The following is a 15,319-nucleotide window of genomic DNA, read 5'->3' as shown; positions in this document are numbered from 1 at the left end:
TTGGGGAATTTGGGGCGATCAGAGGGGCGATCGCTTTTTGCTTCGTGGCGAGTCCAAACTGTAATGGTGATTCAGTAGTTGGCTAGCAGTACTCATTTACTGCTCATCGATACCCTCCCACATTTGGGAAAGCGGTAGTCGTTGTCCTGATGCAGCTTGTTGCAGCGATCGTCGTAAACTTGCCTTGACTTCCTCAGTAGAAGTATTGTCTGGGTCGCCAACTTGTTCTTCAGCCGATTCAGGATAGAGAATGATAATACGCACTTGTCCATGAGCAGCTCTTGGGATTGGCTGATTAAGGGACAAGTTCCCCTGTTCGTCTACAACACCTGTCACCTCGATCGCTTTCATCAGCCTACCCTTAACCTTCTATAAGATTTAGAATAACTGACACTCAAGAGCATTACACGCTATTCTGAGCAGATACTTGAGTTACTAATCACTTGTGTAAAATTCATTTAAGATACCGCGAACTTCATCAGCACTAATATCATCCCGATCCGACTTTGAGTAAATCGTTAGCAGTAGTACGCTCGCTGACGATTCAACTTGGTAAATCAAGCGATAGCCAGCACTTTTACCCTTCTGGATATCCCGGTTCTGAATCCTGACCTTAAAGACCCTATAGTCTTTACCGATGTTAGTGAGGCGATCGCCAATCAAGTTTCCAACCTGTATTTCTTGAATAACAGGTTGGATATCAAACCTAATATTTCGATAACGCTTTGCTAATTTGCGCAGATTTTGCTGGAACTCAGGAGTGAGCTCTATCTGCACAATGAATTTCCCATCTTGTTCCTCTATAGGTTCGGAGAATGTTTGGTCAGGTGGTTCGTTCTGCATATTTTTGATCTCAATTAACTGCTTGGCAAACTATTGATCAGCTTGACCTTTGGGTCATGTTGCCTCACCCAGGTTGATAGTCAACAGCAATTGTTAATAGAAAGGCTCCTAAGCGCTTAGCTTCTGCAACATTCAAATCACGAGGTATAACAACCTGTGCTAGGAAATCAGATCGCAGTGGACTAAGACAGCGTTAGTCCTCTATGAGTAATTAAACTTTCTCTTTTCCCTTCTGAAGAGGCTCGTGCTACTCTGTTGGACATTATTGTCATCTGGTGATTCTCATCTGGTACAGTAGTTAGTAAATTTGTACTTACTAGAAGCTTCGCTAGTGGTATACGTCAAGCGGGTAGAACTCTCTAATTTCAAATCTTTTGGTGGCACGACACCTGTTCCGTTGCTCCCTGGTTTTACAGTGGTTTCAGGGCCAAACGGATCGGGGAAGTCTAATATTCTGGATGCACTACTGTTTGCCTTGGGTCTGTCTAGTTCCAAAGGAATGCGGGCTGAGCGTTTACCTGATTTGGTCAACAACCAACAGACGGCACGGGGACGTTCTACGGTTGAAGCGAGTGTCACTGTCACTTTTGATCTAGAAGGCGAACTCTCGAACCTAGCGGCTGAGAACCCTAACTCGGAGAACAAGTTTAAGTTACAAAGTTCGGAGTCGAGTGATTGGACAGTGACGCGGAAGCTCCGGGTGACGCAGCAAGGCACCTACACTTCCAACTACTACATCAACGGGGAACCTTGCACCCTTACCGAACTGCACGAGCATCTGAATCGGTTGCGGATTTACCCGGAAGGCTACAATGTGGTGCTCCAGGGGGATGTGACCAGCATCATTTCTATGAACCCTCGTGAACGTCGCGCCATCATTGATGAGCTGGCTGGGGTAGCCTCTTTTGATCGCAAGATTATTCAAGCCAAAGACAAGCTTGACGCGGTTAAAGAACGGGAGGATCGCTTTCGCATTGTCGAAAATGAATTAGTAGTGCAGCGCGATCGCTTGGCGCAAGACCGCGTTAAAGCTGAGAAATATCAGAAATTACGCAAAGACCTGCAAGCCAAAGAACAGTGGGAAGGCGTGTTGGCTTGGCGGACACAACAGCGGCAAGCACAGCAACTGCACCAGCAAATTGAAGCAGGCGATCGCCAGACTACAGAGCTAGCTGCCCAACTGACTACGGTTGCGGCTGAAGTGCTACAAGCCACGACAGAACTAGAAGAACTCAACAGTCGAGTTAAAGCTTTGGGGGAGGAAGAACAACTCGCCCTGCAAGCCACCCTTGCCACTCGTGAAGCTGAGCTACGGCAACTGCAACGACAACAACAGGATTTAACCAAAGCGAGTCAAGAAACAGCGGCTAGTCTGACCAGAACACAGCAGGAAATCCAGGAGAATCTAAAGACTCTGGAGAACTTGGCTCAGCAACAAACCGCAGGAATGCAGAGTCTAGCCCCTCTACAAAAGGCGCGAGATGAGGCTGAGCGTGCCTTAAATCAGAATCGTGAAGCGGCCAGCACGATCGCCTCGGCTTCGGAAGCTTGGGTACAGCAACAAACCAGCCTGCACCAACAAATCGACACGCTGCTGCAAAGCTTGGAACCCCAGCGCACTGAGCAAGCGCGGTTGCGGGAACGAACCACCCAACTAGAGCGGCAAATTCAAGAACAAACGCAGTTATTAGAGGCGGTGACTCAAGAGATCGCGGAGAAGGAAGCGATCGCCACTCAACAAAGCGAAACCCGCGATCGTTTAGCCCAGCAAGTGCAGGAGCTTGCTCAAGCCGTCGCGAATGTTGAGCAAAATCTGCAAATTCAAAAAGACACCGAAACTCGTCTCTTGCAAGAGCAGCGGGAGAAGCATCGCCGCCTAGACAAACTAGAAGCCCAAGCTCAAGCAGCCCAGGAATCTCAGGGGACTCATGCCACAAGGCTGATTCTGCAAACGGGAATGCCCGGAGTCTGCGGTTTAGTGGCGCAACTGGGTCGGGTGGAGCCACAGTATCAGTTGGCGCTAGAAACGGCGGCGGGTGGTCGCTTAGGTCAGTTAGTCGTAGAAGATGATGCGGTGGCGGCGGCTGGGATTGAGCTGCTGAAGCAAAAACGCGCTGGACGAGCCACCTTTCTACCGCTGAACAAAATTCAAGCTCCCCGGATTTCTAGCGCACCTTGGGAACGGGTTGGCTCTGGCTTTGTGGACTACGCTGTGAACTTGATCGAGTGCGATCCGCGTTATCTCGATGTGTTTGCCTATGTGTTTGGCTACACCGTGGTCTTCGAAACTCTAAACGATGCCCGCCGCTATATCGGCAAGCACCGCATGGTGACGCTAGATGGCGAATTGTTAGAAACCAGCGGCGCGATGAGCGGGGGTAGTAGCGATAGCCGTTACGCCATCCATTTTGGGAAGGCTGACCCCACCGAATCAGCCGAGATTGTCGAGCTAAAAAAACGCTTACAAGAGATCGATCGCATCCTCAACCGTTGCACCAATGAGATCGCCAAAGCCTCTGTCTTGGCAAAGCAGCGATCGCAAGAACTAATTGAAGCTCGCCAAGCTTACCGGGAAAACCAACTGCAAGTGGAGCAGGTACAAAAAGAGCTAAAGAGCCTGACTCAGCAGCGATCGCAACTGGAAACCCAACTCCAGCAAAACTCGCAAGAGCTAACCACGGCTCAAACCAGGTTACAAACTCTAGAAACCGCGATTCCCGCCCAGGAAGCACAACTGCAAGCGTGGCGGCAAACTCTGGCTGAGCTAGAGCAATCCCAAACTCATAGTGAGTGGCAGCAAATTCAGGTGGCGATTCGGGCTCAAGAAGCACAACTGCATGAGCGAGAGTTAGCGTTGCGGGCTGCGGAGCAACGACTGAAAGACCTAGAAAATCAACAACAACGATTGCAAGAAAAGGTGCAACAAGGCCAAACCCGCCTGCAAGAGTTCCGCACACAGCAAGAGGCTCAAGTAAATCAGCAAGCTACCTTGAGCGAACAACGAGCCACGCTGGAACAGCAGATTGCCCAAACTCAAGCTGAACTGGCGACCTTAGAGAAAACCTTGGGAGTTTCCAAGCAAGCCCGCGATCGCCTGGAGCGACAACTGCGCGAACGGCAAACTGCGCAACAACAGCTAGAGTGGCAACGGCAAAAACTGCAAGAAACTCTCCTGGCTCAACGGCAACAGTTGGTAGAACTGCAACAACAACTGACCGAACAACAAGCAGAACTGCCCGATCCATTACCTGAACTGCCCGAAAATCTGGGTTTAGAGCAATTGCAGCAAGAGTTGCGATCGCTGCAAAAGCGGATTCAGGCAATGGAGCCTGTCAACATGCTGGCGCTAGAAGAGTACGATCGCACCCAAACCCGACTAGAAGAACTAACGCAAAAGCTAACCATCCTGGAAGAAGAGCGCACCGAACTACTTCTCCGCATTGAAAATTTCACGACTCTGCGGCAGCGAGCCTTTAAGGAAGCCTTTGATGCAGTGAATGCCAACTTCCAAGTCATCTTTGCCGAACTCTCCGATGGAGACGGGCATTTGCAATTGGACGATCACCAAGATCCATTTAATAGTGGACTAAATCTAGTCGCGCACCCGAAAGGTAAACCTGTGCAACGCCTCGCCTCGATGTCGGGGGGTGAAAAATCCTTAACTGCACTTAGTTTCATCTTTGCTCTACAACGCTACCGTCCCTCGCCGTTCTACGCTTTCGACGAGGTGGACATGTTCTTGGATGGAGCAAACGTGGAGCGATTAGCTAGAATGATTAGGCAACAGGCCCAACAAGCGCAGTTTATTGTGGTGAGTCTTCGCCGTCCTATGATTGAGTCTGCTGAGCGTACGATTGGTGTTACCCAAGCTCGTGGGGCGCATACTCAAGTGATAGGCATTAAACTAGAGCCTCAAAGTGCCTCGGTATGATTTAGTAATATTGATACTTAGTAGCTAGGATTCACGATCAGGACTCGGACATAATGACATCTGACAAAATCTGGCAACGCTCCGATCTCCTTGGCACTCAAGTGATTACCCGCGATACAGGTAAGCGTTTGGGAGTCGTCAGTCAGTTGTGGGTGGACGTAGATCGGCGAGAAGTCGTCGCGCTCGGTCTTCGAGAAAACCTGCTTTCCGGTGTCCTAGGCAATATGCCTCAGTTTATGAGCTTGAACAGCATTCGTCAGATTGGGGATGTGGCCCTTGTTGATAACGACACCGCACTTGACGACATCAATATTGATGGCTATAGCACCCTGATCAACAGCGAAGTGATTACAGAAACGGGTGAAATGCTGGGTCGGGTCCGCGGTTTCCGGTTCAACGTTGAGGATGGCAAAGTTTATTCTCTAATTATTGCCTCCTTAGGGGTGCCGCTGATTCCTGATCAAGTCGTCAGCACCTACGAGTTACCGATTGAAGAAATTGTCAGTAGTGGTCCCGATCGCCTGATTGTCTTTGAAGGGGCAGAAGAGCGAGTCACACAACTCACCGTGGGTCTGTTAGAGCGAATTGGGATTGGCCGTGCCCCTTGGGAGCGCGAGGAAGAGGAAGACTACATTCTGCCTACCACTCCGGCTGAAAATCAACTGGGCAGCGGCGTACGGATTCCTACCATGCAGCAACCCCTGCGGACGCCTCAGCCCGTGGTAGAAGAAGCTTGGAGTGAAGACGACTGGGGAGGTCAACCCGCTCCCAAGCAACTGCGCCAGCAACGCCAAGTCGAGCCTGCTTATTATGATGAGGAAGACAACTGGAGCGAAGCCACTGATCGCGATCGCTATACCTCCAGCTACGATGATGCCTACGAAGATGATTTCGCAGGCACCTACGAAGAAGAGCTAGTAGAAGATGCCTGGGCAGATGATAAGCCCTACAAGCCTCAAAAGCTAAACATTCCAGAAAAAACCAAAGCGCCTGAGTACGAAGAAGAAGGATTCTAAGCACCTACTGAATCTCATTGCTCTCAGGGTTCGTTAATACAATGCAAGGGAAGCTAGCGATCGCTGGCTTCTTTTTGTGTGCGCCGTTTTGGAAACAAACTGGTCATGGGTAAACCAGTGGCTAACAGGCCCAACAATCCCAAACCGTTGAGAATTGGGTAGATTCCGCTTAAACCCAAGATCTCTCCGTTGTGAATGCTGAGGATAGTTGGGGCGATCGCACCTTGCTGAAACCATTCCACCAAGATGGTGTAAGCCATGCCAGTCAGTACCGTCAGCAATAAGGGCAGAGCCAAAACTAAAGCAATCTTGCGGTGATATTGCCGCACCAAACGATTGAAGCGATTCATGGGCATCTCACTCGTAATAGAGGGAAAGGGCTATAGGGTGAAAGATGTTCAACCTGCTTGTACTTTAACTTTCACAAGGTACTAGTATCCAGATGCCAGGAATGCCAAAATGATCCATACGTTTTTTACCTTGAGACGGATCATGACCATTCTTCCTACGCTACAAAGCGCTTTCGAGCAAGGCCGTGCGCTCAAAATTATCAGCGGTTTGCATAATTTTGATGCAGAGAATGTTTTAGCAGTGGCTAAAGCGGCTGAACTGGGTGGCGCGACGTTCGTTGATATCGCTGCTGATCCTGAACTCGTGCGCCAAGTGCGTCAAGCTATCAGCCTCCCGATTTGCGTTTCTGCGGTTGAACCTGAGCAATTTGTGGCCGCAGTCGAAGCGGGTGCTGACTTGATTGAAATTGGCAACTTTGATAGCTTCTACGCTCAAGGTCGTCGTTTTGAAGCAGAGGAAGTGCTGGCCCTAACCAAAGCAACTCGCGCGCTCCTCCCCCACATCACCTTGTCTGTGACGGTGCCTCACATTCTGCCCCTCGACCAGCAAGTGCAACTCGCTGAAGAATTGGTGAAAGCTGGCGCAGACATCATCCAAACGGAAGGCGGCACCAGCAGCGCTCCCGCTCACCCTGGCACCTTGGGCTTGATTGAGAAAGCAGCTCCCACCCTAGCAGCCGCCGCAGAAATTTCTCGTGCCGTGAGCGTTCCGGTTCTGTGTGCGTCTGGTTTATCTAGCATCACTGCACCTCTGGCGATCGCGGCTGGAGCAGCGGGTGTGGGCGTGGGTTCTGCCGTTAACCAGCTCAACAGCGAAGTTGCCATGATTGCGGTGGTTCGCAGCTTGGTAGAATCGCTTGCTACTGTAAGCCGCGCTCAAGTAACTGTGTAGGCGCGATCGCAACTGCGAGACCTAGCCCCCAGCCCCTTCCCTCGTAGGGAAGGGGAGCAAATTCTCGGAAAAGAGGTCATTATTTTTGTAGTGCTCATTAACCTGAGTCTAGAAGTGTAGACTTCTCATCCCTCTTATGAAACTGAAGACCCTGGCGAGTGCCTCTGTGCTAATTGCCCTGGGAGCCACCGCAGTGATTTATGTGCCTAGAGCGATTCGGCAAGGGCAAGTGAAAGAGTTGCTGGCGACAAAGCAATGCCAAGGCTGCAATCTGAGCGGCACGAACCTTCAGGGCTTAGATTTAACTGGCGTAAATTTGGCAGGCGCTAACTTAGCAAGCGCAAATCTCCAAGGTGCGAGTTTGGGCAATGCCAATCTGGAACGGGCGAATCTGGAAAAGGCCAATCTGGAACGAGCTAATTTAGGATGCACGGCACTCAAGTTTAATCTCCGAGCCGATGAAGACAGTGCTGATGTCAGCTTGAATATGGAATCGAGTGATACTGCTGCTGACCCCAACCGCACGCTGCTGAACTTTAATCTCAACGCCAATCCAGACGGAGCTACCCTTCGCTTCAATTTAGGTGGCTGTGCCAATCTCGAAGGCGCAAATCTCAAAGGAGCCACCCTACCCGACGGTTCCGTGAAGTTGTAGCGATCGCCCCTTAGGTATTTAGGAGAGCGATCGCCCCCAATCTGTACTGCTTCAGTTCTATGTTTTGGCAGTTCTTGAAAGTTGATCGCTTAGGGACAAAAGGTGCAAAGTCTTATGTTAGTGACCTACGATCAAATTAGAAGTCGAGTTTTATGAGGTCTGTTCCGAATGCCAGAACAGTTAGAAGAACGGGTAGCTTATTTAGAAGCTGAAGTTTCACGACTTAAAAGCAAAGTGGAGAATGGTATATCCTCTAAACCTTGGTGGGAGCAAATTGTTGGAGCATTTGCTGACAACGCAACCTATGATGAAGCGATGCAATTGGGACGCGAGTACCGTGACTCCCTCCGTCCAAGTTCTCTACAGCCAGCCGACGGGTAGAGGCGATCGCACTGGTGAATCGAGCAGTTTTACTAACTCGGAACAGTGCTGACTTTGGACAAATCTCTGGTTTATCGATTGAAGACTGGACCTAAAGATTTTTGCCTCTTGTTAGTAGTACAGAGGCTTGATGAGCGATCGCCCCTTAGGTATTTGGAAGAGCGATCGCATTAAGACCTAACCCCCCAACCCCTTTCCCTGCGAGGGAATGAGGAGTTAGAAGATTTTTCGGGGAGGGGGCAGCGGAGTTTTTAGTAAAACCCAATCGAAATAGAGAATCAGCAGTTGCATTTTCAGGTAGTTGCTGGAGTGTTTGAGGTTGCGATCGCTAAATGCCCATTCCCAAAGCTTCTTGAGCAGCAGGCCCAAAACAACTTCAGCAGATTTCCGCAGGGTTAGGTAAACAAAACTTTCAACCATTGCCGTGACCTCGATTAACTTGTTGAAGTCACTGTCTCAATTTCTTTTAGTAGCTATTCATTGCACATAAGCTGACTTGGGCTGACTTGGCGTGACTTAAGTCCAAACTTGCTAAGAGGCTTTGGCTACACTGGCCTTAATGTGATTGCAAAACCCGCGAATGCCGTTTCCTCGTGAATTTCTGGCCCAGATCGCCCGTGAGAAAGAACTGTCTTTAGGTGAAACTGAGGTATTGACGGAGCTGTTTGGAAGCAACAAGAGTCGGCAAGAAGTTGCAGATAGCTTGCATATCTCTGACAGTGCGCTGAGCACCAGACTCGGCAAGATTTATGGAAAATTCGCGATTGGGGGACGCGGCCCCGTCAAACTACAAAAGCTACAAGATTATTTGATTGAGCAATTTCAAAAATGGAAGCCTGCTGGCAACACTCAACCAAATGAGGCAGGTAATGATGTTGATGCTCTGGTGCAAGCGGTGCGGGAGCAGATTAAGCCACTGATCAAAGAGCGCTGCGGGACGATGCGGGTGCTGGATATGACTCACCCAGTGGCGCTAACAGGAGAGCAGGGGATTTATACCAACGTCAATATTTTGGAGAAGATTACGGGACGTAGGCGGTTAGGGATTGAGGAGTTGTTGCAAGGGTGTGATCTCGAAGAGTTCGATCGCTTTGGCTTGAGTCGAGTGGCTGAAAAACGAGTGCCAGGATTAGAAGCGGTTGAACGCTATTCAAAATTGATGGTGTTGGGCAAACCAGGAGCAGGAAAGAGTACTTTTTTGAAATACCTTGCGATGCAATGTATTGAGAGCAACTTTCAAGCTGATCGCATTCCCGTCTTTATTACTCTCAAGGATTTTGCAGAAGATGAGGATCAACTAGATTTATTGGCCTACCTAGAGCGATTGATAGCAGATGTTCATACCAACACGAATAATTCCTCATCTCAACAATACAATTCGGCATTCTTTCAAGCATTCATTTGTCAAGGAAAATTTTTAATTCTGTTAGATGGTTTGGATGAGGTACGGGAGGAAGACACAACGCGAATTCTAAGACAAATTCGAGAATTTGTTGAGCAGTTTTACGCAAATCAATTTGTAGTCACGTGTCGAATCGCTGCCAAAGAATACACATTTCAGCAGTTTACGGAAGTGGAAGTCGCAGATTTTAATGATAAACAGATTTATACTTTTGTTGAAAATTGGTTCAGGTGCCGAGAGCCTAAAAATGCTGAGGATTTAACAAGAAAGCTAATTGAGAAGCTGGAAGAGTATAAGCCAATTAAAGAGTTAGCTACCAATCCACTACTACTAACGCTTTTATGTTTAGAATTTGAAGAATTACTAGAATTCCCGAATAATCGAGCTGAGTTATATGAGCGAGGATTAGGAGTTTTATTAAGTAAATGGGATACTAGTCGCCGCATTGAGCGTGACCAAGTTTACAAACAGCTATCACTGAAGCGCAAGGAAGATTTGCTTAGCCAAGTTGCACTCACTACTTTTCAGCAGAAGGATTATTTCTTCAAGAAAAAAACTGTCGAAATCTATATTGCTGACTACATTAGCAATTTACCTGATGCTCAAACAGATCCAGAAGCGTTGCTACTCAACAGTGAAGCGGTATTAAAATCAATTGAGAGCCAGCATGGGCTCTTGGCAGAGCGAGCGAAAGGAATTTATTCTTTTTCTCACTTAACCTTTCAAGAGTACTTCGCAGCAAGAGAGATTGTCTCTGGCAATTCATATGACCAATTAATCACTCACATCACTGAAAGACGGTGGCGGGAAGTTTTTTTACTTTCTACAGGCATGATGAGAAAAGCTGATGACTGGCTTAAATGCATGAAAAAAAGAATCGATGCTTTAATTGCTCAAGAAGACCAACTTCAAGCTTTTCTTTTCTGGATTAATAGAAAATCTTTTTCCTTCAATAACACTCTAAAACCAGCTGCTGTCCGATTTTTTTATTTCAAAATAGGTTTCGGTAGTGGAGTTGCATATAACTTACCTGACGACCTTAATTCATTTCTAAGATACCCCAAGCGAATTGACAAAAACCTTCGATCTATTCATGATATTTCTTCTAGGCTAATTTTTGAGCATTCTCTTAGTCATGCTTTAAGGCTAGCTAGTACTTTGGAAAGCAGATATTCAAACATCAAGAAGAGGAATTCAGAATCTTATATTGTTCCTCCTGAAAAAGGTTTATATATAGCCCTTGAGACTGCTTGCGAACTCGATCCTGACATTGGGAGATTATTACCTAAATTAGATAAAGAACTTTGTAACTTTTCTAGAAACGGTAAAGTCAGTATTGAGTTTCTCAACTGGTGGTGGACTAATGGCAACCATTGGTTCAATGAATTAAAAAGTTTAATAGCAGAACACTGTAATATCGGGCATGACTGGCACTTTAGCGATGAGCAACAACAGCTAATACATGATTATCGCGATGCGAACGAGTTATTGGTTGATTGCCTCAACAGCGATTGCTACGTCAGTCGAGAAGTGCGGCAAGAAATTGAAGATACGTTACTTCTACCGATCGCGGAAATTGAGAAGTACAAAGTCGCAAAAGCTTCTTAACAAAGCGACTAAGGGTACAGACCCGCTTCATGCCTGTGATAGAAGCCCCTAACGCGATCGCTCAGCCATAATTCTCTCTACAAACCGTAAAGCTGAGTATGAGACGCCATGCCAAGAGAAGTCACCGATGCCGAGGGGATTACCTGGAGCTGTATTCAAGCTTATGCAGGGCTTTCCCAAAATGCCGAGAAACAGGAAGCCGCGCAAATTAACGAAGACAAAGACACCTATCGAGTCGTCTGTACTCCGAGCGGTGGAGCGCAATCAGTACGGCTAGAGCTACAAGGCGACTGGGAAAACTCCTACTCCGATGACCAGTTGCTGAAAGAGATTCAAACTCAGCAAGCCGAAGCCTAGCTCTAGCATTTGACTGGAGCAAGAACCATCACTGAACCGACGACAGCATCTCTCGCACCGCGATCGCACAATTGGGGAAGGCTAGCGGAGCCACATTCATCGCCTCTGCCAAAATTAACTCTTGCTGATAACCGCTAGAACTGGGCGAACGAAACACATGCAATTGGCGATCGTTAATATCCAGCACCCAGTAGTCAGGAATGCCCGATTGAGCATAGAGGAGTGCTTTAGTCTTCAGGTCACGCTGAAGCGTTGTATCCGCTACCTCAATCACTAAATACACATCCGATGGTCTGGGGTGATGATCTTCGTAATAGTGCGAGTTAAGCTTGACAACCGCAATATCTGGCTCTGGCTCAGAATAGTTATCTAGCTGGATTGGGTCTTGCAGCCGCAATAACACTTGATGCCCTAAGCAGCTTCGCAACAATAATTCAACGCGAGTCACTGCCGCACTGTGGGCGGTTCCTTTCGCTGCCATCCGAACAATTTGCCCTGCAATTAATTCAACCCGTTCCTCAGCATCCAGAATCCCGGTTTCTGTCATCCGGTGATAGTCTTGCACCGTTAATAAGCGAAGCTCCAGAACCATACAATTCGCGAGGGTGGTTTCACTTTTAGTTTAGCCTTGGCAAGCTCCATAAAGGCGATCGCTGATCTACCCTGAAAAGCATAGAGGGTGTGAGGGAGAATGCTATGAGCCAGAAGCAACCATTTGAGATTGACATCGCGCTCGCACAGATTTGGCAAGCTGTAGAACCCTTCCCAAAAGCAGCTTTGTTTGAACTTGCTGAAGAGGGCTACAACTCCGTCTTTGAGTTGCTAATCGCTTGCATGATCTCGATTCGCACCCGTGACGAAACAACCTTACCTGTGTCTCGCCGCCTGTTTCAGCAAGCTCGGACTCCTGCTGAAGTCAGCCAACTCACGATTGCCGAAATTGACCAACTCATCAGCGACTCCACTTTTCACGAAGGCAAAGCGCCCCAAATTCACGCGATCGCCCAACAAGCGGTAGAAGAACATAATGGCGTTCTCCCCTGCGACCTCAACACCTTGCTTTCTTTTAATGGCGTTGGCCCTAAATGCGCTCATCTGGTTTTGGGCATTGCTGGCAATCAGCCTTACATCAGTGTGGATATTCACGTCCATCGCGTTACCAATCGCTGGGGCTACGTCCACACCCGCACTCCAGAGAAAACTTTGGCGGCGCTAGAGAAGCAATTACCCTCTGACTACTGGATTGAAATCAATCGATTACTGGTGCCCTTTGGCAAACATATTTGTACAGGCGATCGCCCTCGTTGTTCTACTTGTCCAGTCCTGGAGATGTGTCAGCAAGTTGAAGTTGAGAGCCATCGTTAACTTGCCGCCATTTTCGCCCCCTAGTCCCCCAAAATCGCAGGGCTGTTTCATACAACGAAAGCGTTCCGAACCAGGCCTCCCTAGCCCCCCAAATTTGGGGGGAACAAGAGTCAAAGTCCCCCAGAATAAAGCCCTATCGGGCATCCCAGAAGGGGGGATTTAGGGGGCTTGCAGATTGATAAGCGTGACACATTCCTTTGAGAGTAGCTGAAAAAACTAGCCATAACAAAACTCCCCCACCTTGCGGCAGAGGAGTTCGTTTGACCTATACAGCTAACGCGAGAGTCAATCGGTAAAGATTAACCGAACTTGCTAGCAGTGGAGGCGATGAGGAAAGCAGCGTAGGTGAGGACGTAGCCAACCGTGAAGTGGATTAGACCAGTCAACCAGCCTTGAACGATGGATAGAGCAACAGGCTTATCTTTCCAGCGAACCAGGTTAGCTAGAGGAGTACGCTCGTGCGCCCAAACCAAGGTTTCGATCAATTCTTGCCAGTAACCTCTCCAGGAGATCAAGAACATGAAACCAGTTGCCCAAACCAGGTGTCCAAAGAGGAACATCCACGACCAGACTGCTAGGTTGTTCATGCCATAGGGGTTGTACCCATTGATCAACTGAGCAGAGTTCAGCCAGAGGTAATCGCGCAGCCAGCCCATGAGGTAAGTAGAAGACTCATTAAACTGAGCTACGTTACCCTGCCATACAGCCAGATGCTTCCAGTGCCAGTAGAAGGTAACCCAACCCAGGGTGTTCAGCATCCAGAAAACAGCAAGGTAGAACGACTGTTCCCAAGCAGAGGTTTGGCAAGTGCCGCCCCGTCCGGGACCGTCGCAAGGGAAGGTAAAGCCAAAGTCCTTTTTATCGGGCATCAGCTTAGTACCGCGAGCATCCAACGCACCCTTGACGCAAATCAGGGTCGTAACGTGCAGACCCAGAGCGATCGCATGGTGAACTAGGAAGTCGCCAGGACCGATGGTCAAGAAGAGGGAGTTGGTGCCGCTGTTGATGGCATCGAGCCAACCAGGTAGGTAAGTAGCGCCAGCATTGGAAGCAACACTATCTGCATTGGATAGCAGAGTGTTGAAGCCATAGAGAGCCTTACCGTGAGAAGCCTGAATGAACTGAGCGAATACAGGCTCAATCAGGATTTGCTTTTCAGGAGTACCGAAAGCAACTACTACGTCGTTGTGGACGTATAGACCCAGGGTGTGGAAGCCCAGGAAGAGAGAAACCCAGCTCAGGTGAGAGATGATTGCTTCTTTGTGACGGAGGACGCGATCGAGCACGTTGCCTTTGTTCTGATCTGGATCGTAGTCACGAACCCAGAAGATAGCGCCGTGAGCGAACGCACCAATCATGAAGAAGCCTGCAATGTACTGGTGATGGGTGTACAGAGCCGCCTGAGTGGTGAAGTCCTTAGCCATGAAGGCGTAAGGAGGCATCGCATACATGTGCTGCGCCACCAGAGAAAGCACGGTTCCTAGCGCTGCCAGGTGAATGCCTAATTGGAAGTGCAGAGAGTTGTTGTAGGTGTCGTACAAGCCTTGGTGAGGCAAGTTACCTTGACCTTCAGTTCTAGCGCCAAAGAAGTTCTTGGCATTCAGCATGTCTTTGATGTTGTGACCAATACCGAAGTTGGTGCGGTACTGGTGACCCGCAATGATGAAAATCACTGCGATCGCTAGGTGGTGGTGAGCCATATCAGTCAGCCACAAGGACTGAGTCTGAGGATGGAAGCCACCCAAGAAAGTCAGAATTGCGTTACCCGCACCTTCGGAGGTACCAAACAAGTGCTGAGCACTGTCTGGATTTTCTGCATAAACACCCCAGTTACCTGTGAAGAAGGGACGCAGACCTTCTGGGTGAGGCAGAGTGGTCAAGAAGTTATCCCAACCCACGTGCTGTCCACGAGATTCGGGGATTGCAACGTGAACCAAGTGACCAGTCCAAGCCAGAGAGCTAACACCGAACAAACCAGCCAGGTGGTGGTTCAGGCGAGATTCAGCATTCTTGAACCAAGAGAGGCTAGGACGGAACTTGGGCTGGAGGTGCAACCAACCTGCGAACAAGAAGATCGCAGAGAGAATGAGTAGGAACACGGAACCTTGGTAAAGGTCGCCGTTAGTACGCATCCCGATGGTGTACCACCAGTGGTAAACCCCAGAGTAAGCAACGTTAACCGGGCCAGAAGCGCCACCTTGAGTGAACGCATCAATGGCAGGTTGGCCAAAGTGAGGGTCCCAAATCGCGTGAGCAATGGGACGGACATTGAGTGGATCTTTGATCCAGGTTTCGAAGTTACCTTGCCAGGCGACGTGGAACAGGAGGCTAGAAGTCCACAGGAAGATGATTGCCAAGTGACCGAAGTGGGAAGCGAAAATCTTTTGGTAAAGATTTTCCTCTGTCATGCCGTCATGGCTTTCAAAGTCGTGAGCCGTCGCGATCCCGTACCAAATCCGACGTGTGGTCGGATCTTGAGCGAGGTCCTGGCTAAATTTAGGGAATTTAGTTGCCATAGT

At 48.8% G+C, this 15,319-nt stretch carries 14 protein-coding genes; 8 read left to right on the top strand and 6 right to left on the bottom strand.

Annotation, left to right across the window (positions count from 1 at the left end; translation table 11 throughout):
* Window positions 1–96: 96 nt before the first annotated feature.
* Together KME12_05455 and KME12_05450 are read right to left on the bottom strand one after the other, a co-directional pair.
* Window positions 97–351, bottom strand: a complete 255-nt coding sequence (locus tag KME12_05455) for a hypothetical protein (protein MBW4487218.1) — start codon at window positions 349–351, stop codon at window positions 97–99.
* A gap of 84 nt (window positions 352–435) precedes the next feature.
* The gene (locus KME12_05450; GenBank protein MBW4487217.1) at window positions 436–843 is read right to left on the bottom strand and encodes a type II toxin-antitoxin system RelE/ParE family toxin; all 408 of its coding nucleotides are present in this window, start codon (window positions 841–843) and stop codon (window positions 436–438) included.
* Between the two features lie 331 nt (window positions 844–1,174).
* Here KME12_05450 and smc point away from each other — a divergent pair, with 331 nt between their 5' ends.
* Together smc and KME12_05440 are read left to right on the top strand one after the other, a co-directional pair.
* Window positions 1,175–4,774 (top strand): chromosome segregation protein SMC, encoded by a 3,600-nt coding sequence (gene smc / locus KME12_05445; GenBank protein ID MBW4487216.1) that lies wholly within the window; start codon window positions 1,175–1,177, stop codon window positions 4,772–4,774.
* 53 nt (window positions 4,775–4,827) lie between these two features.
* Window positions 4,828–5,790, top strand: coding sequence for a PRC-barrel domain-containing protein (locus KME12_05440; protein MBW4487215.1), 963 nt, complete (start codon window positions 4,828–4,830; stop codon window positions 5,788–5,790).
* Between the two features lie 53 nt (window positions 5,791–5,843).
* Here the strand turns inward: KME12_05440 and KME12_05435 are convergent, their stop codons facing one another.
* The gene (locus KME12_05435; GenBank protein ID MBW4487214.1) at window positions 5,844–6,140 is read right to left on the bottom strand and encodes a peptidase; all 297 of its coding nucleotides are present in this window, start codon (window positions 6,138–6,140) and stop codon (window positions 5,844–5,846) included.
* Window positions 6,141–6,282: 142 nt separating this feature from the next.
* Here KME12_05435 and KME12_05430 point away from each other — a divergent pair, with 142 nt between their 5' ends.
* The 3 genes from KME12_05430 (at window position 6,283) to KME12_05420 (ending at window position 8,068) form a co-directional block, all read left to right on the top strand.
* Window positions 6,283–7,032, top strand: coding sequence for a DUF561 domain-containing protein (locus KME12_05430; GenBank protein MBW4487213.1), 750 nt, complete (start codon window positions 6,283–6,285; stop codon window positions 7,030–7,032).
* Between the two features lie 136 nt (window positions 7,033–7,168).
* On the top strand, window positions 7,169–7,687 hold the full coding sequence (locus KME12_05425) for a pentapeptide repeat-containing protein (protein MBW4487212.1): 519 nt from the start codon (window positions 7,169–7,171) through the stop codon (window positions 7,685–7,687).
* Between the two features lie 168 nt (window positions 7,688–7,855).
* Window positions 7,856–8,068, top strand: coding sequence for a hypothetical protein (locus KME12_05420; protein MBW4487211.1), 213 nt, complete (start codon window positions 7,856–7,858; stop codon window positions 8,066–8,068).
* 216 nt (window positions 8,069–8,284) lie between these two features.
* Here the strand turns inward: KME12_05420 and KME12_05415 are convergent, their stop codons facing one another.
* Entirely contained in the window at window positions 8,285–8,488 is a 204-nt protein-coding gene (locus tag KME12_05415; GenBank protein MBW4487210.1) for a hypothetical protein, read from the bottom strand.
* Window positions 8,489–8,648: 160 nt separating this feature from the next.
* On the opposite strand from KME12_05415, the gene KME12_05410 reads away from it, so the two are divergent.
* Window positions 8,649–11,078 (top strand): NACHT domain-containing NTPase, encoded by a 2,430-nt coding sequence (locus KME12_05410; GenBank protein ID MBW4487209.1) that lies wholly within the window; start codon window positions 8,649–8,651, stop codon window positions 11,076–11,078.
* Between the two features lie 108 nt (window positions 11,079–11,186).
* Window positions 11,187–11,435, top strand: a complete 249-nt coding sequence (locus KME12_05405) for a hypothetical protein (GenBank protein MBW4487208.1) — start codon at window positions 11,187–11,189, stop codon at window positions 11,433–11,435.
* 28 nt (window positions 11,436–11,463) lie between these two features.
* Here the strand turns inward: KME12_05405 and KME12_05400 are convergent, their stop codons facing one another.
* Window positions 11,464–12,027, bottom strand: a complete 564-nt coding sequence (locus KME12_05400) for a Uma2 family endonuclease (protein MBW4487207.1) — start codon at window positions 12,025–12,027, stop codon at window positions 11,464–11,466.
* A gap of 104 nt (window positions 12,028–12,131) precedes the next feature.
* Here KME12_05400 and KME12_05395 point away from each other — a divergent pair, with 104 nt between their 5' ends.
* Window positions 12,132–12,800: an endonuclease III gene (locus KME12_05395; protein ID MBW4487206.1), complete on the top strand. Its 669-nt coding sequence runs from the start codon at window positions 12,132–12,134 to the stop codon at window positions 12,798–12,800.
* A 299-nt stretch (window positions 12,801–13,099) separates the two neighbouring features.
* Here KME12_05395 and psaB read toward each other — a convergent pair whose 3' ends face one another.
* On the bottom strand, window positions 13,100–15,316 hold the full coding sequence (gene psaB, locus KME12_05390; protein ID MBW4487205.1) for a photosystem I core protein PsaB: 2,217 nt from the start codon (window positions 15,314–15,316) through the stop codon (window positions 13,100–13,102).
* Window positions 15,317–15,319: the final 3 nt, after the last annotated feature.

Origin of the sequence: Trichocoleus desertorum ATA4-8-CV12, assembly GCA_019358975.1 — a bacterium.
Taxonomy (GTDB): domain Bacteria; phylum Cyanobacteriota; class Cyanobacteriia; order FACHB-46; family FACHB-46; genus Trichocoleus; species Trichocoleus desertorum_A.
The sequence above is the reverse complement of the archived record's forward strand: the minus strand, read 5'-3'. Positions and strand labels throughout refer to the sequence as shown.